The 20217-nt window shown below is 65.7% G+C and carries 16 protein-coding genes; 9 read left to right on the top strand and 7 right to left on the bottom strand.

Features of this window, described 5'->3' with window-relative positions; genetic code table 11:
- Positions 1–40: 40 nt before the first annotated feature.
- From HR9077_RS11715 to HR9077_RS22335, 3 genes are all read left to right on the top strand, one after another.
- Complete coding sequence (locus HR9077_RS11715) at positions 41–1489, top strand: NAD-dependent succinate-semialdehyde dehydrogenase (RefSeq protein WP_136067168.1); 1449 nt, start codon at positions 41–43, stop codon at positions 1487–1489.
- Positions 1490–1520: 31 nt separating this feature from the next.
- Entirely contained in the window at positions 1521–2819 is a 1299-nt protein-coding gene (gene gabT / locus HR9077_RS11720; protein WP_136067169.1) for a 4-aminobutyrate--2-oxoglutarate transaminase, read from the top strand.
- A gap of 167 nt (positions 2820–2986) precedes the next feature.
- Complete coding sequence (locus tag HR9077_RS22335) at positions 2987–4252, top strand: methyl-accepting chemotaxis protein (protein WP_136067170.1); 1266 nt, start codon at positions 2987–2989, stop codon at positions 4250–4252.
- 57 nt (positions 4253–4309) lie between these two features.
- On the opposite strand, the gene katE is transcribed toward HR9077_RS22335, so the two are convergent.
- The 3 genes from katE to HR9077_RS11740 form a co-directional block, all read right to left on the bottom strand.
- On the bottom strand, positions 4310–6601 hold the full coding sequence (gene katE / locus HR9077_RS11730) for a catalase HPII (RefSeq protein WP_168380934.1): 2292 nt from the start codon (positions 6599–6601) through the stop codon (positions 4310–4312).
- A gap of 100 nt (positions 6602–6701) precedes the next feature.
- Positions 6702–6944 carry a GlsB/YeaQ/YmgE family stress response membrane protein gene (locus HR9077_RS11735; RefSeq protein WP_136067172.1) on the bottom strand — a complete coding sequence of 81 codons (243 nt, stop codon included), beginning with the start codon at positions 6942–6944 and terminating at the stop codon, positions 6702–6704.
- Between the two features lie 59 nt (positions 6945–7003).
- On the bottom strand, positions 7004–7552 hold the full coding sequence (locus tag HR9077_RS11740; protein ID WP_136067173.1) for a DUF924 family protein: 549 nt from the start codon (positions 7550–7552) through the stop codon (positions 7004–7006).
- A gap of 318 nt (positions 7553–7870) precedes the next feature.
- Here HR9077_RS11740 and HR9077_RS11745 point away from each other — a divergent pair, with 318 nt between their 5' ends.
- The 6 genes from HR9077_RS11745 to HR9077_RS11770 all read left to right on the top strand — a co-directional run bounded on the left by HR9077_RS11745 (position 7871) and on the right by HR9077_RS11770 (position 14884).
- Positions 7871–9472, top strand: a complete 1602-nt coding sequence (locus HR9077_RS11745; protein WP_136067174.1) for a solute:sodium symporter family transporter — start codon at positions 7871–7873, stop codon at positions 9470–9472.
- 171 nt (positions 9473–9643) lie between these two features.
- On the top strand, positions 9644–10693 hold the full coding sequence (locus HR9077_RS11750) for a GlxA family transcriptional regulator (protein ID WP_136067175.1): 1050 nt from the start codon (positions 9644–9646) through the stop codon (positions 10691–10693).
- Positions 10684–11862: an MFS transporter gene (locus HR9077_RS11755; RefSeq protein ID WP_136067176.1), complete on the top strand. Its 1179-nt coding sequence runs from the start codon at positions 10684–10686 to the stop codon at positions 11860–11862. The genes HR9077_RS11750 and HR9077_RS11755 overlap by 10 nt, the downstream gene beginning before the upstream one ends.
- Positions 11863–11885: 23 nt before the next feature.
- Positions 11886–13292 (top strand): YcjX family GTP-binding protein, encoded by a 1407-nt coding sequence (locus tag HR9077_RS11760; protein ID WP_136067177.1) that lies wholly within the window; start codon positions 11886–11888, stop codon positions 13290–13292.
- A complete protein-coding gene (locus HR9077_RS11765) occupies positions 13289–14353 on the top strand; it encodes a TIGR01620 family protein (protein WP_136067178.1) in 1065 nt (354 codons plus the stop codon). The genes HR9077_RS11760 and HR9077_RS11765 overlap by 4 nt, the downstream gene beginning before the upstream one ends.
- 90 nt (positions 14354–14443) lie before the next feature.
- Complete coding sequence (locus HR9077_RS11770; protein WP_136067179.1) at positions 14444–14884, top strand: universal stress protein; 441 nt, start codon at positions 14444–14446, stop codon at positions 14882–14884.
- Between the two features lie 71 nt (positions 14885–14955).
- Here HR9077_RS11770 and HR9077_RS11775 read toward each other — a convergent pair whose 3' ends face one another.
- From HR9077_RS11775 to fdhF, 4 genes are all read right to left on the bottom strand, one after another.
- Positions 14956–16017: an AI-2E family transporter gene (locus HR9077_RS11775; protein WP_136067180.1), complete on the bottom strand. Its 1062-nt coding sequence runs from the start codon at positions 16015–16017 to the stop codon at positions 14956–14958.
- A gap of 34 nt (positions 16018–16051) precedes the next feature.
- Complete coding sequence (locus HR9077_RS11780) at positions 16052–16864, bottom strand: HAD family hydrolase (protein WP_136067181.1); 813 nt, start codon at positions 16862–16864, stop codon at positions 16052–16054.
- 162 nt (positions 16865–17026) lie between these two features.
- Complete coding sequence (locus HR9077_RS11785; RefSeq protein ID WP_136067182.1) at positions 17027–17257, bottom strand: formate dehydrogenase subunit delta; 231 nt, start codon at positions 17255–17257, stop codon at positions 17027–17029.
- Between the two features lie 34 nt (positions 17258–17291).
- Positions 17292–20210: a formate dehydrogenase subunit alpha gene (gene fdhF, locus HR9077_RS11790; protein ID WP_136067183.1), complete on the bottom strand. Its 2919-nt coding sequence runs from the start codon at positions 20208–20210 to the stop codon at positions 17292–17294.
- Positions 20211–20217 lie beyond the last annotated feature (7 nt).

Consider the following 20217-nt stretch of genomic DNA (forward strand, 5'->3'; position numbering starts at 1 on the left):
CATGGTCATCAAGCATTCACTGCCCACCCTGGAGCCCGTCATGACATCGCCCCTACCCGACTTCCTGACCCCCAAGGCCTACATCGCCGGACAGTGGCGCGATGCCGAGAGCCTTTTCGCCGTCTACAACCCCGCCAACGGCGAGATTCTCGCCGAAGTACCCGACCTGGACGCCGATGCGGCACGCGAGGCAATCGCCGCCGCCGAGTCGGCCTGGCCGGCGTGGCGGCGGTTGCCGGCCAAGCAACGCGCCGCCCTCATGCGCAAGTGGTTCGAGCTGATCATGGACCATCAGGACGCGCTGGCCCGGCTGATGACCCTCGAACAGGGCAAGCCACTCGCCGAATCCCGCGGCGAGGTCGCCTATGGCGCCGCCTACATCGAATACTATGCCGAAGAAGCCAAGCGCATCGCCGGCGAGACCCTGCCCAGCCATGGCGCCGACAAGCGCATCCTGGTGTTTCGCGAGCCGGTGGGCGTGGTCGCGGCGATCACCCCCTGGAACTTCCCGCTGGCGATGATTACCCGCAAGTGCGCACCGGCGCTGGCCGCCGGTTGCCCGGTGGTCGTCAAGCCCGCCGAAGCGACACCGCTGACCGCCCTGGCGTTGGCCGGCCTGGCCGAGCGCGCCGGGCTGCCGGCCGGTGTGTTCAACGTGGTGACCGCCGCACGCCCCGCGGCCATCGGCGAGGTGTTGACCACCGACCCGCGCGTGCGCAAGGTCTCGTTCACCGGTTCGACGCCGGTCGGCAAACGATTGCTGGCGCAGTGCGCGGACAGCGTCAAGAAGGTATCCATGGAACTCGGCGGCAATGCGCCGTTCATCGTTTTCGACGACGCCGACCTGGACGCCGCGGTGGAAGGCGCCATCGTTTCCAAGTTCCGCAACTCCGGGCAGACCTGCGTATGCACGAATCGCTTGCTGGTACAGGCCAATGTGTACGACGCTTTCCTAGACAAGCTGGCCAAGCGTGTCGGCCAGTTGAAGGTAGGCAACGGCCTGGAGGAGGATGTGGCTCAGGGACCGCTGATCAATGCGGCGGCGGTGGACAAGGTCGCATCGCACATCCGCGATGCGCTGGGCAAGGGCGCGCGACTGATCTGCGGCGGCGCGCCGCATGACCTGGGCGGCACCTTCTTCCAGCCCACCGTGATCGCCGACGTCACGGCCGAGATGCGGGTCGCGGGCGAGGAAACCTTCGGCCCGCTGGCGCCGGTCTTCCGCTTCGAACAGGATGAGGAAGCCATCGCCATGGCCAACGCCACCGAGTTCGGTCTTGCCGCCTATTTCTATGCGCGTGACTACCGACGCATCTGGCACGTCATGGAACAGTTGGAATACGGCATGGTTGCCGTCAACGAGGGCCTGCTCTCGACCGAACTGGCGCCATTCGGCGGCGTCAAGGAATCGGGTCTCGGGCGTGAGGGATCGCGTCACGGACTCGAAGATTTTACCGAACTGAAGTATGTCTGCGTCGGCGGACTTTGAACGCCAAACGCCTTGCACAAGGAGGCCATGCATGAATAACGCTCAGCTCAACGAACTCAAGCAACGCTATGTCGCCAACGGTGCCGCCAGCCCGGCCGAGCACTTCGCCGATCGCGCCGAGAATGCCGAGGTCTGGGACGCCGACGGCAAGCGCTTCATCGATTTCGCCGGAGGCATCGGCGTGCTCAACATCGGCCATCGTCACCCCAGGGTGGTCGAGGCGGTCAAGGCCCAGCTCGACAAGGTGATGCACACCTGCCAGACCGTCATGCCCTATGAGGGCTACGTGAAGGTAGCGGAGAAACTCAGCCAGATCACGCCGGTGCGCGGCCACGCCAAGGTCATGCTGGCCAACTCCGGCGCCGAGGCCCTGGAAAACGCCGTCAAGGTCGCCCGCGCCGCGACCGGTCGCAACAACGTCATCTGCTTCGACGGCGGCTATCACGGCCGGACCTTCATGACCATGGCCATGAACGGCAAGGTCGCCCCCTATCAGAGCGATTTCGGCAGCATGCCGGGCAACGTCTTTCGTGCCCCCTACCCGGTGCCGTATCACGGCGTCAGCGAGGACGAGGCGCTGCGCGGCCTGAAAATGGCACTCAAGACCGACGCCAACCCCAGGGACACCGCGGCGGTGGTCATCGAGCCGGTCCTCGGCGAAGGCGGTTTCTACGCCGCGCCGGCGAGCTTTTTGAAGAAGGTCCGCGAGATCTGCGACGAGCACGGCATGCTGATGATCGCCGACGAAGTGCAATCGGGCTTCGGGCGCACCGGCAAGATGTTCGCCATCGAGCACAGCGGCGTCGAGCCGGATATCATCACCATGGCCAAGAGCATGGCGGACGGCATGCCGATTTCCGCCATCGTCGGCACCGACAGGCACATGGATGCGTCCGGCGGCAACTCGCTGGGCGGCACCTACACCGGCAGCCCGGTTTCCTGCGCGGCGACCCTGGCGGTTCTGGACGTGTTCGAAGAGGAGAACATCCTTGCCAAGAGCCAGGCGTTGGGCGACAAGCTGGCCAAACGCTTCGCCGCCTGGCAAGAGAAGTTCGATTGCATCGACAACCCTCGCAACATGGGCGCCATGGCTGCCTTCGAACTGGTTTCCGACAAGGCCAACCATACCCCCGATGCCGAACTGGCCGGCGCGCTGTGCAAGAAGGCCCGCAAGAAAGGCCTGATCCTGCTGTCTTGCGGCATGTACGGCAACACCATCCGCTTCTTGATGCCGGTTACCATCCAGGACAACGTGCTTGAGGAAGGCCTGGAGATCATCGAATCGGCACTCAGCGAGCTTGTCGGCAACAAGAGCGCTGCAACCGCCTAAGCCCGCCCTATCGCTCCTTGCGATGCCACCGCCCGACAACCTCGGGCGGTGGCATTTTTGTTAGTTCCTCGCCCCAGCATCAATACTGTACAACTCCTGTACAGAAAATCATTCAAGCTTCCCTGCCCCGGGCCGATAACCCGGTATCCATTGATGAGGAGGCCGCCATGCCCTGGTTGGCACGCAGGTCCTATTTCGCCAAGATCGATGCCATTCGGCAGAGCATGGCGTATATCGAGTTCACCCCCACGGGCGAGGTGGTCACTGCCAATCCTCTGTTCCTGCAGGCGATGGGCTATTCTCTCGAGGAGGTCAAGGGGCAACATCACCGGATTTTCTGCCCGGAAAGCGCCACCTCCAGCCAGGCCTACGCCCGATTCTGGAAAGACCTCGCTCAGGGGAAGCAGCAGGCAGGGACCTTCCAGCGGCGAACTAAAAGCGGCGAGGCACTATGGTTCGAGGCAACCTACTTCCCGGTACGCGGCAGGGATGGCAAGGTCACCGGGGTCATCAAGATCGCTACCGATGTCACTGACAAGCATCAGGACAGCCTGTCCCAGGATGCGGTTCTAACCGCCTTGAATGCCTCCATGGCGGTCATCGAGTTCACCCCACAGGGCGATATACTACGCGCCAACCAGAACTTCCTGCAGGCCATGGGATACAGTGCCCAGCAATTGCTCGACAAGCATCACCGCATTTTATGCAGCGAACAGTTCTACCGCGAGAATCCCGATTTCTGGGCACGACTGGCTGAGGGCGAGTTCAACGCCGGCCAATTCGAACGCTTCACCGCCCACGGCGAGCCGATCTGGCTGGAAGCCACCTACAATCCGGTGTTCGGCACCACCGGCGAAGTTATCAAGGTGGTCAAGTTCGCAACCGATATAACGCCGCGCATACGCCAGGCCGAAGCCGCACGCCAAGCCGTAGAATCGGCCAGCAGCGTAGCCACGCAAACCGAACAGATCGCCATGAGCGGTCTGGAACGCCTGGGTGAAGCCGTGAGCGATTCCGAACAAGCCGACCGGGAGATCGGCAGTCTCGAAGAGGTCATCGGTTTGCTGAATGCCCAGGCCAGGGATATCAATCAAATCACCGAAGCCATCTCGCGAGTCGCCGAGCAGACCAACCTGCTGTCGCTGAATGCCGCCATCGAGGCGGCACGTGCCGGCGAGCACGGCAAGGGGTTCGCCGTCGTGGCCAGTGAAGTCCGCAAGTTGGCCCTGCAGGCCGGTAGTGCAGCGACACACATCACCCAGGTATTGAGCGAGAATGCCAAGCTGACCCAGGCCGCCACTCAGCGGATTGCCAGTGCCTCGGCCCAAAGCGGCTCGACGCAACAGAAACTATCCGAAGTGACACGCGTCGTGAGCGAGATGCTCGATGGTGCCAAGCAGGTCACCCGGGCCGTGGAGAGCCTTAACCGTTGAAGCCACAAAAAAGCCCCGCGGATTGATCCCACGGGGCGTCGACCGACAACGCCAGCCTTAGGCCGGCATGCTATTGGCCTTGGGATCGCGCGACCAGACGCGGTGCTGGCCCATCGCCTCGGTGAACGGGGCAAAGACATCGTCCACCGTGGCTCCCAGGAAGATACCCTCTTCCTGGGTGGGCACGCCCGCGGCGGACAACAGATCCTTGCCTTCGCCGACGGCGGCGATCGCCTTGAGGTGCTTGTAGGCCTCCTGCACGTAATACAGTCCCAGTCCGGATTGCGACAGCGCCTTGACGCTCTCCGCCCCGCCGACGACGACCACCGAATCCAGCGTCACCGACGGCAGGCCGTTGAGCATGGCGTCCGGCACCACGCTCTGGCCATCGGCAGCCGTCACCGGCGCCATGCTGGGCGCAATGACGATTCCCTTGGCGCCTTCGGCCTGCAGCCTCGACTGCAGCGACTGAAGCTGCTCGGCATCGACCCCGTCGGCCACCAGCAGCGCGACCTTGCGGTACTTGATGTCGTGCGGCAGCCGCGCCATCAGGCTCAGCGCCGGCGATTCCTGCTGCGAGCTGGTGCCCAGCTCGTCGGCGGGCGCCGGCTTCTCGGTCGGCGTCTCGATACCGTGGTTCTCGCCGACGCGCCGCGCCAGTTCGAGATCGATGTTGGGCAGAATCTCCTTGATCACCCGCTCGCGGATCCACGGCCGCTCCACCTTGGACAGTTCGAAGGTATAGGCGGCAATGATGTGTTCCTTCTCGGCCTCGCTCTGCGAATTCCAGAACAGCGTGGCCTGCGAGTAATGGTCGCCGAACGACGGGCTGCGCGCACGGATCTTGTTGGCATCGACCCGCTCGTTGACCGTCTCGAAGCCGCCGTTTTCCGGCGCCGGCGGCGTTTCCCGCGGCCAGCCGCCATCGATCGAGTTGGGCTCGTAGGAAGCCTGGCCCTTGTTGATCGTCTGGCGATGCATCGAATCGCGCTGGTTGTTGTGAAACGGCGCCACCGGCCGATTGATGGGTATTTCGTGGAAGTTCGGCCCGCCCAGGCGCAGCATCTGCGTATCCAGATAGGAGAACAGCCGCCCCTGCAACAGCGGGTCGTTGGTGAAGTCGATCCCCGGCACGACGCTGGCCGGGTTGAACGCCACCTGCTCGGTCTCGGCGAAGTAGTTGTCGGGGTTGCGGTCGAGCACCATCTTGCCGACGGGAATGACCGGCACCTGCTCCTCGGGAATGATCTTGGTCGGATCGAGCAGGTCGAAGTCGAACCTGTGCTCGTCCTCCTCCTCGACGATCTGCACCCCGAATTCGAATTCCAGGAAGTCGCCGTTCTCGATATCGTCCCACATGTTGCGACGATTGAAGTCCGGATCGCGGCCCCACAACTTCTGCGCCTCGTCCCAGATCAGCGAGCAGGTGCCCGCCAGCGGTTTCCAGTGGAACTTGGCGAAACGCGCCTTGCCCTGCCTGTCGACCAGCCGGAACGTATGCACGCCGAAGCCTTCCATGTTGCGGTAGTGCCGCGGGAAGGCGCGATCCGACATGGTCCACAGCACCATGTGGGTGGACTCGGGCATCAGCGAGACGAAATCCCAGAAGGTGTCGTGGGCGGACTGCCCCTGGGGGATCTCGTTGTGCGGCTCGGGCTTCACGGCATGCACGAAGTCGGGAAACTTGATTGCATCCTGAATGAAGAACACCGGCATGTCGTTGCCCACCAGGTCCCAGTTGCCCTCGTCGGTATAGAACTTGGTGGCGAAGCCGCGCACGTCACGCACGGTGTCGTTGGAACCGCGCGAGCCCTGCACCGTGGAAAAGCGCACGAAGACCGGCGTCTTCTTGCCGGGGTCCTGAAACAAGCCGGCCTTGGAGTACTGCGCGGCGTTGTCGTAGGGCTGAAAGTACCCATGGGCGGCCGCCCCGCGCGCATGCACGATACGCTCGGGAATCCGCTCGTTATCGAAATGATTGAGCTTTTCGCGGAAGATGAAGTCTTCCATCAGGGTAGGACCACGCTCACCGGCCTTCAGCGAGTTGTGGTTATCCGCAATACGCGTTCCCTGATTGGTCCGCAGGTCGTGTCCTTCCGCATCGCTGCGAAACGGCTCCAGGCTCTCCGACTTGCTGTTCTCGGTGGTCTTGAAATCCTTGTCGTGCGCCTCATCGCTATTGGGACGCGTATGGGGGTTATTCGCCATGATCAAACTCTCCTCGTTTGCCGTAATGGCCCCATCCACCTCATAAGTCACCGCCGAGCACCGCCTGTCGGTTCCATGGCCAGCTGCTCGGCGGCGTTGTCTAGTCCTGCCTTTTTCGTATGCCTCCTGAAAGGTAGACACAGCGCCCCGGGCAGCGCAAACGCCCCGAGCGCCATTCTTCCGACGACGCGCATGGCCGGACGAAACCCCGCCTCGCCCGGTTGTCGTCGTTACCGATGCGTCAGCTCTTGCGCAGCTTGGCGACGATCCATAACAGTAGTATCGCCCCTACGGTGGCGGTCACCAGCGAGCCGATGACCCCGGTGGACGCCAGGCCGATCAGCCGAAAGAGCAGTCCACCGAGTACCGCGCCGACGATCCCCACCCCGATGTTGCCAAAGATGCCGAAGCCGCCGCCGCGCATGACGTTGCCCGCGATCCAGCCGGCCAGGCCACCGATGATCAACCACAGAATCAAACCCATATGACGACTCCCTTCGCTGTTGCTCTCGAAATGACTCGCCCAGCCTGCCACAGCTGGTCTCAGAATGACGAGCCGGGCTGGGCGAGAAAATGCTCTTCGTCAGGCGTCGAGTCCCGCCCGAGGATCGCATTGCGATGCGGGTAGCGCCCGAACCGGACGAGGATGTCGTGATGGCGCCGCTCGTGCTTGAGGTTCTCCTCGAGCCCCGGCTGCGCGAAGAGCCGCAGCGCCTCGTCATGAATGGCCAGCGATTCGCTGTGCATGTAGGGCATGTACAGAAAAGCGCGCTGAACGCTCTCCAGGTGCCTGTCGGCACCCTGGGCCACCGCGACCTGGGCCAGGGCCAAGGCTTGCGGGTCCTGCGCGAATGCCTCCGGCCGGTCGCGGTAGAGATTGCGCGAGAACTGATCGAGCAGCAGGATTTCCGCCAGCCGCCCCTGGGGCGACTCCCGCCAGGTCCAGAGCTCGTTGGCCCGGGCCGCCTGATGCAGCGCGGAAAACCGTTCGCCGATCCGGCGATCCAGGGCGGCATCCTTGGCAAACCAGTGCTTGGCGCCCAGGGTCTCGAACCAGAACGACAATACCTGCTGTGCTGATGTCTCGGCCATGCTCGCTCCCGTGCCGCAAGTTGCGTTGCCCGTCAGGGCTCGTTGCCGGCCGACTCGACCCGCCAGCCGGGATCCAGTCCTCAGCATAGCCGGTGAGGCGCGATCCCCGTAATGGCGGCTCGCGCCAAGGCCCACAGCATCGAGGCCCGCTATGGTCGATCTGCAACGAACCTTTACGGGATCAAACCGACATTGCCGAAGCTATGTCCGACAAATGGATAATGGAAGAATGGACTCATATACTTATACTTTCGTTCAGCCGTGAGCTGCAGCGGAGCCTGCCGCGCTCGTCAAGCCATCAAAGGACCCTCTCAAGCCATGCATGCCCTAACCCTCATTTCTTTCTTCTTCTTTACCGGGCTGGTCGCCGCGATCACCTGGTGGGTCACGCACCGGGACGACCACAGCAGTACCCGCGGGTATTTCCTGGCCGGGCGCAGCCTGACCTTCCCGCTGATCGCCGGCTCACTGCTGATGACCAACCTGTCCACCGAGCAGATGGTCGGCCTCAATGGCAGCGCCTTCAACGACGGTCTGAGCGTCATGGCCTGGGAGGTGATCGCGGTCATTGCGCTGGTTGCGCTGGGCCTGTTCTTCCTGCCGCGGTTCTTGCGCAGCGGCATCGCCACGGTGCCGCAGCTGCTGTCGCTGCGCTACGACAATACCACCCAGCTGATCTGTAACATCATCTTCCTGCTGGCCTATGCCGTGATTCTGCTGCCGATCATCCTCTATTCCGGGGCGATCGGCCTGCAGGGGATGCTCGATCTTCCGGGACTGACCGGCATTCAATCCAATACGGTTCTGCTGTGGGGCACCGTCTGGGTCGTGGGCATCATCGGCTCGATCTACGCGTTGTTCGGCGGCCTGCGCACCGTTGCCGTGTCGGATACCATCAACGGCGTCGGCCTGCTGATCGGCGGCTTCGTGGTCGTCTACTTCGGCCTGCAGGCTGTCAGTGACGGCAACGGCGTGATGGCCGGCTGGGAGATGCTCAAGCAGCAGAACCCCGAAAAGCTCAACTCGATCGGCGGCCCGGAACAGCAGGTGCCGTTTGCCACGCTGTTTACCGGCGTGCTGCTGATCAACCTCTTCTACTGGACCACCAATCAGCAGATCATCCAGCGTACCTTCGCCGCCAAGAACCTCGCCGAGGGCCAGAAGGGCGTGCTGCTGACCGGCCTGTTCAAGCTGCTCGGGCCGCTGTACCTGGTGCTGCCGGGTATCATCGCCTACAACCTCTACGCCAGCGAAGGCATCAAGGCCGATGCCGCCTACGGGCACCTGGTGTTCAACGTGATGCCGCCCTACCTCACCGGGTTCTTTGCCGCGGTGATGGTCGGTGCCATCCTGTCGTCGTTCAACTCGGCGCTCAACAGCACCACCACCCTGTTCAGCCTGGGCCTGTACAAGGGCGTGTTCAACAAGAACGCCAGCGAGCAGCAGGTGGTCCGCTCGGGCAAGATCTTCGGCTGGATCATGGCCTTCGCCGCGATGATCATCGCGCCCTTGCTGGCCGGTCAGGAAAGTCTGTTCGGCTACCTGCAGAAGATGAACGCGCTGTACTTCATCCCGATCCTCGCCGTGGTCCTGGTCGGCCTGCTGACCAAGCGGGTCCCGGCGATCGCCGCCAAGATCGCGCTGATCGGCGGCTGCCTGGTGATCGCCGCGGTCTATTTCGTGCCGCCGTTCACCGGCCTGCTCGACTACATCCACAACTTCCATTTCGTGGGCCTGGTATTCGCACTGCTGGTGGCAATGATGCTGGTCATCGGCAAGCTCGCCCCGCGGGCGACCCCCTGGGTACACGAGGACAGTGGCGAGGTCGACCTGACTCCGTGGAAAGGCGCCATCCCGGCGGGTATCGCGCTGGTGGTGCTGGTCATCGCCATCTACGTGGCCTTCGCCGGCGGCGCGTAATTCGACGCCTACCCCGACCTGGAGCCGCTCCCTGCGACCCCGCCCTTCGGCGGGGTCGCTGCGTTCGGGCCGGACGAACCCGGCGGCGAGTCCCTTTCGGTGGGCCAGCGGACATTGCCGACCTGCCCCGCCGGGGCGACACTGGCTGCATAGCCGCCCTGCGAGGTCATCATGCCGCGTCGCATCGTTCTCATCGCCTACCCTGATTGCCAGTTGCTCGACGTCACCGGCCCCTGGCAGGTCTTCGCCAGCGCCAACGCCCTTGCCGGGCGCGCCCTGTATACCCAGAACCTGGCCGCGGAAACCGCCGGAGCGCTGCGCAGCAATGCCGGCCTGGCACTGCATGCCGATCTGGCCTGGGCGCAGCTCACTCCCGATACGCCGATCGACACCCTGCTCGTCGCCGGCGGTAGCGGCGTCGCGGCACAGCGTTCGAATTCGCCCCTGCTCGACCGACTGGTCGCCCTGGCGCCACATTGCCGCCGGTTGGGCTCGATCTGCACCGGCGCCTTCCTGCTCGCCGCGGCCGGGCTGCTCGACGATTGCCGGGTGACCACCCACTGGCGGTATTGTCAGCGTCTGGCCGAAGAGTTTCCGAGACTGCGCGTCGCACCCGACGCCCTCTATCTGGAGACACCACCGGGGCGCGATGATCAGCCCTGGCGCTATACCAGCGCCGGCGTCACCGCCGGCATCGATCTTGCCCTGTCGCTGGTCGAGGCCGACCATGGCAGTGTCCTGGCCGGACGCGTGGCCCGCGAGCTGGTGGTGTTCTTGCGCCGCCCGGGCGGTCAATCGCAGTTCAGCGAAGTACTGCGCAACCAGCAGCACGATCCGGGGCCGTTGCGCCGACTGCTCGACGAGCTGCATGCCGATCCCGCCGGCGAATACCGCCTCGCCGATCTCGCCGAGCGAGTGGCGGTGACACCGCGTCACCTGTCGCGTCTGTTTCAGCGTCATCTGGCGACCACGCCCGGCGCCTACCTCACCCGGCTGCGGCTCGAGCAGGCCCGCCAGGTGCTCATCGCCGGCCCCGAGCCACCGCCGCTGGAGCGGCTCGCCCGGCGCTGGCGACTGGGCGGCGCCGAGCAGTTGCGACGCCTTTTCCAGCGCCATTACGGCGTCTCGCCCTCGGTGTATCGTCAACGCTTCAGGGGCGCGGCCGCGCAACCCGACGACAGTCTCGCCCCTGCTCATCCCGGAGTCCTGCCATGCCCCTGACCGTCACCCTGCTCTCGCTGTGCCAGGCCCTGCTGGTCAGCGGCAATATCCTGCTGATCGCCGTGTCGCCGCTGATCGGGGCACGCCTCGCCCCGGGGCCGGCCTGGGCCACCGCGCCGGTGGCGACGCAATTGCTGGGCCTGATGTGCGCGACGATCCCCGCCTCGCTGATCATGGCCCGGCTGGGTCGCAAGCGTGGCTTTTTGCTCGGCAACCTGCTGGGGCTCGTCGGGGTCGGCGTGGCGGCCTGGGCGCTGCAGGCCGAGCGGTTCGGCCCCTTCATGCTGGGGACCTGGCTGATCGGCGTGGGCATCGGCTTCGGCACCCTGTACCGCTTCGCCGCGGTGGAGGCCGCCCCGCCGGCGTTGCGCGATCGTGCCATCGGCCTGGTGATGGGCGGCGGCGTCCTGGCGGCCTTTCTTGGCCCGTGGCTGGCGCGAACCAGTCGCGAGCTGACTGAGGTGCCCTTCCTCGGCAGCTTCCTGGGCCTGGGGCTGCTCTATGCCCTGGCGCTGGCACTGCTCGCCTTCACCCGCCTGCCGCCGGCCCAGCGGACCCATGGCGAGGGCCCGGCGCGGCCGCTTGCCGAGATCCTGCGCCAGCCGACGTTCATCGTCGCCGCGCTCAGCGCGCTGATCGGTTACGGGGTAATGAATCTGGCGATGACCGCCACGCCGCTGGCCATGCAGCGCGCCGGCTTCGCCTTCGATCACGTCGCCACGACCATTCAATGGCATGTGCTGGCGATGTTCCTGCCCTCCTTCGTCACCGGCCGGCTGACCGCACGCTTCGGCGTGCCGACGATGATCAGCACCGGCTGTCTGCTGCTCGCCGGTTGCGGGCTGTTGGCCCAGTTCGAGGCCGGCCTGCACGGTTACTACGCGGCACTGATCCTGCTCGGGCTGGGCTGGAATTTCACCTTCCTGCCGGCCACCGGCCTGCTCACCGAGACCTATCGCCCGGCCGAGAAAGCCCGCACCCAGGCCGCCAACGAGTGCCTGGTATTCACCACGGTGAGCCTGACCGCGCTGCTCGCCGGACCGCTGGAAGCCGGCCTCGGTTGGGCCGGTCTCAACGCCGTGCTGCTGCCATTGTCGTTGCTGCCGTTGGGCGCGCTGGCCTGGCAGCGACTTGCCAGCGGCGCCCAACGCCCCCAGATTAGAGGCTGAATTTCTCGGCGGACCCCGATTCCATGCGCCAGACCCTGGCACGCGAAGTCAGCAACCTCATCGAACGCGGCCGTGACCGTCAACTGCGCCTGGCGGTCACCGGGCTGTCCCGGGCCGGCAAGACGGCCTTTCTCACCTCGCTGGTACACCAGTTGCGCCACGCCGGGCTCGAGGCACGCCTCGACCTGCTGCCGGCGGCCCGCGAAGGCCGCCTGCTCGGCGCCCAGCGTATCGCTCAGGCGGATCTCGGCGTGCCGCGCTTCCCCTACGATCAGGCGCTGGCCGCGCTCGACGCCGAGCCGCCGCGCTGGCCCGAGCCGACCCGCGGCATCAGCGAGCTGCGCCTGCGTATCCGCTACCGCCCCGAACGTCATGGCCTGCTGGCCGGCTTCGCCCGGGACAGCGCGACGCTGACGCTGGACCTGTTCGACTACCCCGGCGAATGGCTGCTTGATCTGCCGCTGCTCGAACACGATTACCTGAGCTGGTGCGAACGCCAGCAGGCCTCGCTGAGCCCGGCACGACGCGAGATGGCCGGCGACTGGCTCGCCGCGATCGAGTCACTCGATCCCGCGGCCAGCGCCGACGAGGCCCGGTTGGCGGGCATCGCCGAGCACTATGCCGGCTACCTCCGCGCCGCCCGCGAGGCCGGCTTCGCCGACCTGCAGCCGGGGCGTTTCCTGCTGCCCGGCGATCTCGAGGGCGCCCCGGTGCTGCAGTTCTTCCCCCTGCCGGGCGTCGGCGAAGCCGATCGGGCGCGTCTCGAGGCGCTCCCCGAGGACAGCGTCTACCGCAGCCTGGCGCGGCGCTTCGCCTATTATCAGCAGCACGTGGTCAAGCCGTTCTACCGCGAGCACTTCCGGCGCTTCGACCGGCAGATCGTGCTGGTCGACGTGCTCGGTGCCTTGAACGCCGGGCCGGAGCGCTTCGAGGACCTGTCGCGGGCCCTGTCGACACTGATGAAGAGCTTCGACTATGGCAAACGCAGCCTGCTCACGCGGCTTTTCGCGCCACGCATCGACCGCCTGGCGATCGCCGCCACCAAGGCCGATCACGTCACTCCGGAACAGCACGGCAAGCTGGTCGCTTTGCTCGAGGCGCTGCTCGCCGAACCGATCAAGGATCTGCGCTACGCCGACATCCCGGTACGCGCACTCTCGCTGGCCTCGTTGCGCGCCACCGAGGTGCATGAAGTGAGCCAGCAGGGAACGCGTACCCCGGCGCTGCGCGGCACCGACCTGGCCGGCGAGGAACAGCTGGTCTTTCCCGGCGAGGTTCCGGCTCGGCTGCCCAATGCCGATTTCTGGGCCCGGCAGGGGTTCAGCTTTACCGCCTTTCGCCCGCCACCCCGCGACGGCCGCGGCACCGGCCTGCCACATATCCGCCTGGATGCCGCCCTCGACTGGCTGATCGGAGACAAGCTGACATGAGCGACCCGCGACCGCATCGGCGGTTCACCCTCGACGAGGCCGGCGCGACACGCGTCGACGCCAGCGGCGACCCGCGCCCGGCCGAGCACTACGCCGTCGAGCTGACGACCCAACGCCGTGACGAGGATGAGGCACTGCCCCGGGCCACCGATGCCGCCCTGGAACGCGGGCTGGGCCGACCGCGCAGACGCCGCTGGGGACTTTTGACGCTGCTCGGCGGCAGCCTCGCGCTGGGCGCCATCGAGGCCGGCGAAACGCTTTACCGAGCCTCGCTGGGCGGCGACTGGCTCAGCGGCGCCTGGAGCCTGCTCGGGCTGATGGCGCTCGGCCTCGGCGGCTCGGCACTGCTGCGCGAACTGTGGCGGCTCCGGCGGCTGCGCCGTCATGGCGCGCTGCGCCAGCGCCTCGAGGGGGTGGATGCCGGCGCCGGCCGCGAGGCGCGCCAGCTCGCCGAGTCGCTGCGCGAACAGATGCGCCTCGACCGCGATCATCCGCACTGGCAGGCTTTCCTGCAGGCGCACCAGGCCCACCACGACGGCACCGAGACACGCGATCTGCTGGCCTACCACGTGCTCGCCCCGCGCGATCGCGAGGCGCGCCGACTCATCTCGCGGATGTCGGGAGACACCGCGGTGATGGTCGCGGTCAGCCCGTTGACGCTGGTCGACATGGCACTGGTGGCCTGGCGCAATCTGGCAATGCTCGAACGCATCGCCGCGCTCTACGGCCTGGAGCTCGGCTACGCCAGCCGGCTCAAGCTGTTTCGCCAGGTTCTCGCCAACCTGGCCTTCGCCGGGGCCAGCGAGATCGCCTCCGAGGCGAGCATGGAGCTGTTCTCGATGAACCTCGCCAGCAAGCTGTCGGTACGCGCCGGCCAGGGGCTCGGGGTGGGTCTGCTGTCGGCGCGGCTGGGCCTGCGCGCGCTGCGCCTGACCCGGCCGCTGCCGTTCGCCGACGACGAGGCGCCGCGCATCGCCGACCTGCGCCGCGAACTGTGGCAACGCCTGCGCCGGCTCGAGAAATCAGAAGCGCCACAAGGCAACGAAGGCCGGCGAACTTGACCCATATCACTGTACAGCCATTCGAGTGACGCTACGCTGAGGATACGAGACACTACCCGACAATTGCGGCCAACGGCCCAGGAGATTGCCATGTTCAAGACGATACTGGTCCCCGTCGACGGTTCCGAACAGGCGAAACTCGCGCTCGAGGTTGCCTGCAAGCTGGCCGCCAACGGCCAGGCGCACCTGCACATCCTGCACATCCCCGAACGACTCGCCCACGACAACGTGCTGGTGTGGGGCGTCGGCGCCGTGAACCTGGAAGCGCCCGAGGAAGAAGTCGAGAAAGCCGGCCACGAGATGCTCGAGGCTGCCAAGCAGGCCGCCGCCGAGCACGGCGCCACCGACGTCGAAGGCTCCGTGCACCAGGGCGAACCGGCGCGGGTGATACTCGATCAGGCCAAGAAACTGCGGGTCGACACCATCGTCATGGGCAGCCGGGGGCTCAGCGATATCACAGGCCTGGTAGTCGGCAGCGTGTCGCACAAGGTCTCTCACGCCGCGCCCTGCCACGTGATCACCGTTCACTGAAGTTCGCCCTCCGGTCACTCAGCACGAGCCGATCCAACGACAGCTGCCCCCGGGCTGGCTGGCTTGGCCACTCAGTCAAGCGGCCGGCCCTCCCGTTCCAGCCAGCCTCTTACGTACAGACGCTGCACCAGGATCATGCCCACCACGATCAACGGCTCGGCCACCAGCATGCCCAGCAGGCCGGCCACCAGCCCCAGCCATACCTGCACCACCAATAGCAATCCGGGCGGGATGCTGACCGCCTCGCGCTGGATCAGCGGCGTGACCAGATAACTCTCCAGTGCCTGAACGCCGGCGTAGAGCACGGCGACATGCAGCATCGTCGTCGGATCGACCGAGAAGGCCACCAGTAGCGCGGGAATCGCCGAAAAGAGCGGCCCCAGGTAGGGAATGAACGACAGCAACCCCGCCAGCAGGCCGAGCGACAACGCCATGGGAACATCCAGCAACCACAGGCCCACGCCTGCCAACAGCCCCACGGCGGACATGGAAGCGAGCCGGCCGACAAGCCACCAGGCCAGCTTATGCTCAATGACCTCCAGTACCTCGGCCGCGCCTTGCCGCCGCGAAGGCGTGATGAGCTGCAACAGGCCGGCCCGATAGATCGCCGGGTCGAAAGCGATGAACAGGCCGATGAAGACGATCACCGCAACGTTGAGCAAGGCCCCCAGCGTGGTCGAGAACACCATCGAGACCCGCGACGACCAGTTGCCGAGGGCCCCATTGGACGCCGAATTCTGGCCGACCCATTCGATGATCTGCGAGCCCAGCGGCCACTGGCCTATCGCCTGCTTCAACTCGGCCAGCGAGTCGGGAAGCGTCTTGGCGAGTTGCTCGAACTCCTGACTGATGCCGAACGCGAAGTTCACGCTGAATGCGGCGAGCAGGCCACTGATGACAAGCAACACGACCAGCAACGCCCAGCGACGGGAGAGAAAGCTGTGACGACACAGCCAACCCGCCGGAAGCGAAAAGGCCAGAGCCAGCAGCAGCCCCACGAAGACCATCAACAGGATTTCGAAACCGAACCACAGCGTGGCCAGTATCGTCAGTATGGCGGCGGCGATACCGGCGGCTACCCAGACCTTGCGCGCGTAGTCGCTCAAGTGATCGTTCTGCGGTTCCTCCATCATGACGCTCCTTGTCACGGTTCACACTGCACGCGGCCTACTCCGCCGCGACGCTCAGCTTGAAGTGCTCTCGCAAGCGCTGAGCGACCCCCGACGGGTGATGGTGGCCGATGCGCATGGCCCCGGGGATGCGCCCTGGCAGGTCGGGATGGGCGTTTTCCATGATGAAGCCGTGGCCGGCCAGGGCCAGCATCTCGGCGTCGTTGAGGTTGTCGCCGAAGGCCAGGCAACGCTCGGCGGGCAGGTCGAGGTGAGCCAGCAGGCGCTCCAGGGTGGCGCCCTTGTTGACTCCCTCGGCCATGATTTCCAGCGAGTCGGCCATCGAATAGGTCACATGCAAGCGCGTGCCCAGACTATCGTTGATGCGCTGTTCCAGCACCGCCAGGGCCTTCGGATCACCGATACACAGCACCTTGCCCACGCCACGACCGTCGTGGACCTCGAGGTCCTCGACCCGGTAGCGGAAGCCGGTATGCGCGTGCAGGGCCAGCAGCTCCGGGGCCGGCGCGTCGATCAGCCACTCGTCGCCAGTGTACAGGTTGAGTCTGATGCCGGCATCGCGCGGCAGCTCGACCAGCGCCTGAACCAGTTCGGCCGGCAGCCACTGCTCGGCGATCAGACTGTCGTCGGGCGCGTAGAGGTGCGCGCCATTGGTGCTGAGGATATAGGCGGGCACACCCAGGCGTCGACGGAACGCGCGGATATCGTGGAAATGGCGACCCGACGCCAGCGCAAGGTGGTGGCCCTGGGCGGCCAGGACCTGAAAGGTCTCGATGGTCAGTGCATCGAGATCGTGCCGGGCGTTGAGCAGGGTATTGTCGAGATCGGTGACGATCAGATGCGGATCCATGCGGCGTCCTGATAGCTGACTGGCCCTTCAGGCTACCGCAAAAGAACCGCCCGGTAACGGCCGGCGGGCAAACCTCCGAGCGTTATCGGGCGGGTTGTCACCTCGGGGCATCGCGGCACCCACACGCGCCATCCGGTGTCGGCCCGACACCGGATGGCGCGTTCAGCTCGCCTGACGCAGGCGTTTGAGATCCGCCACGGCCTCGCGCGCCACCGACGACAGTTCCGCGCCGTCGCTGTCCAGGTAGTCGATGATCTGCGCCTTCATGCTGCGCGCCCAGAACTTCTGGAGGTGCGTCATCACGCGCTGCGCCGCCGTCGACGGGTCACCGTGCTGATTGGCGGCGATCTGGTTGACCATATGGATCAGATGCCGCAACTGCTGATCGCTCATGGGACATCTCCGGCTGACAGGGTTTCCATGGGTTTCACTTGAAAGCGACATCGGACGCTTCGGCGGACCGGCCGAGATAGCTCCGCTGGCGCTCGTCGAACTGCCGGAAGTTCTCCTGCCACTCGGACGGCTGCGTCACCTTTTCCACCTGCACCGCGGTCACCTTGTACTCCGGACAGTTGGTGGCCCAGTCGGAGCTGTCGGTGGTGATCACGTTGGCCCCGCTCCCGGGATGGTGGAAGGTGGTGTAGACCACGCCCGGCTGCATGCGATCGCTGATCCGGCAGCGCAACACCGTCTGCCCCACGCGACTGGAGATACCCAGCCAGTCGCCCTCGCGAATGCCCCGCACCTCGGCGTCGCTGGGATGGATCTCCAGCACGTCTTCCTCGTGCCACTGGCTGTTCTCGGTACGCCGGGTCTGGGCGCCGACGTTGTACTGGCTGAGGATGCGGCCGGTGGTGAGCAGCAGCGGGAAGCGGCGATTGCTGCGCTCCTCGGTGGCCACGTACTCGGTGATCGCGAAATGCCCCTTGCCGATGGGGAAATCCAGTTCGTGCATGGTCGGCGTGCCGTCGGGATGCTCGGCGTTGCACGGCCACTGGATACTGCCCCGCTCCTCCAGCCGGGCATAGCTGACCCCGGTGAAGGTGGGCGTCAACTGAGCGATCTCGTCCATGATCTCGGACGGATGGTTGTAGTTCATCGGATAGCCCAGGGCGTTGGCCAGATCCTGGGTCACCTCCCAGTCCTCCTTGCCGGCGACCGGCTGCATCACCTTGCGCACGCGGTTGATGCGCCGCTCGGCATTGGTGAAGGTGCCGTTCTTTTCCAGGAAGGTGGAGCCCGGCAGCAGCACGTGGGCGTACTTGGCGGTCTCGTTGAGGAAGATGTCCTGCACGATCAAACAGTCCAGCGACGTCAGGGCGTCTTCCACGTGCCGGGTGTTGGGGTCCGACTGGGCGATATCCTCGCCCTGCACGTACAGCGCCTTGAAGGTGCCGGCAATGGCGGCGTCGAACATGTTGGGAATGCGCAGTCCCGGCTCGTCGTCCAGCTTCGCCTTCCATACGCTCTCGAAGCGCTCGCGCACGTCGATGTCGGCCACGTGCTGATACCCCGGCAGTTCGTGGGGGAAGGAACCCATGTCGCAGGACCCCTGGACGTTGTTCTGGCCGCGCAGCGGGTTCACGCCGACGCCCTCGCGCCCCAGGTTGCCGGTGGCCATGGCCAGGTTGGCGATGCCCATGACCATGGTCGAGCCCTGACTGTGCTCGGTCACGCCCAGGCCGTAGTAGATGGCGCCGTTGCCGACGGTGGCGTAGGCACGCGCGGCCTCGCGAACCTGCGCGGCCGGCACGCCGGTTTCCGCTTCGAGAGCCTCCGGCGAATTGCGCGCCTCGCTGATGAAGTCGCGCCAGGCCCGATAGGCCTCGGTCTCGCAGCGCGTCTCGATGAAGTCCTTGTCCTCCAGCCCCTCGGTGACCACCACGTGGGCCAGCGAGTTGATGAGTGCCACGTTGGTCCCGGGTTTCAGCGGCAGGTGCAGGGTCCGGCTGCCGTGCGGTGTCTTGAGCAGGTCGATGCGCCGCGGGTCGGCGACGATCAGGGTGGCACCCTCGCGCAGCCGGCGGCGCATCTGCGAGCCGAACACCGGGTGGGCATCGGTCGGGTTGGCACCGATGACCAGGATGGTGTCCGACTTCATCACCGAGTCGAAGGTCTGGGTGCCGGCGGATTCGCCGAGCGTGGTCTTCAGCCCATAGCCGGTGGGCGAATGACAGACGCGGGCGCAGGTGTCGGTGTTGTTGTTGCCGAAACCGGCGCGGACCAGCTTCTGCACCAGGTAGGTTTCCTCGTTGGTGCAGCGCGACGAGGTGATGCCGCCGATGCTCTCGCGGCCGTACTTGGCCTGGGTGTCCTTCAGGCGCCGGGCCGAGAATGCGATGGCCTCCTCCCAGGACACTTCCCGCCAGGGCTGGTCGATGGAATCGCGAATCATCGGTTCGGTGATGCGGTCCTTGTGGGTGGCGTAGCCGAACGCAAAGCGGCCCTTCACGCAGGAGTGACCGTGGTTCGCGTCGCCGCCCTTGTAGGGCACCATGCGCACCAGCTGGTCGCCTTTCATCTGCGCCTCGAACGAGCAACCCACGCCGCAGTAGGCGCAGGTGGTGACCACGCTGTGCTCCGGCACGCCCTGGTCGATCACGCTCTTCTCCATCAGCGTCGAGGTCGGGCAGGCCTGCACGCAGGCGCCGCAGGAGACGCACTCGGAGTCCATGAAGTCTTCGTTCTGGCCGGCGGCGATCTTGGAGTCGAAACCGCGGCCGTCGATGGTCAGGGCAAAGGTGCCCTGGACTTCCTCGCAGGCCCGCACGCAGCGCGAACAGACGATGCACTTGCTGGGATCGAAACTGAAATAGGGGTTGGAATCGTCGGTTTCCGCGTCCAGATGATTGGCACCCTCGAAACCGTAACGTACGTCCCGCAGGCCGACGGCGCCGGCCATGTCCTGCAGCTCGCAATCGCCGTTGGCCGGGCAGGTCAGGCAGTCCAGCGGGTGATCGGAGATGTACAGCTCCATGATGTTGCGCCGCAGCTTGGCCAGCTTGCCGTTCTGGGTGGTGACATCCATGCCTTCGGCCACCGGCGTGGTGCAGGAGGCGGGATAGCCGCGCCGGCCTTCGATCTCCACCGCGCACAGGCGACAGGAGCCGAAGGCTTCCAGGTTATCGGACGCACATAGCTTGGGAACGGTGATGCCGGCCAGGGCGGCCGCGCGCATCACGGACGTCCCTTCCGGCACGCTGATTTCCAGGCCGTCGATGGTCAGCCCGACGCGTTTTTCGGAGAGCCTGGCGGGCGTGCCCAGGTCCCGCTCGAAAGGGTCCCGCCCGGAATGGCCGAGGCCGGGATCGACGCGGTGCTGGCTGGGGTCGAAATAGTTCAACATGGCTGCC

Origin of the sequence: Modicisalibacter radicis (assembly GCF_900961225.1) — a bacterium.
GTDB lineage: Bacteria > Pseudomonadota > Gammaproteobacteria > Pseudomonadales > Halomonadaceae > Modicisalibacter.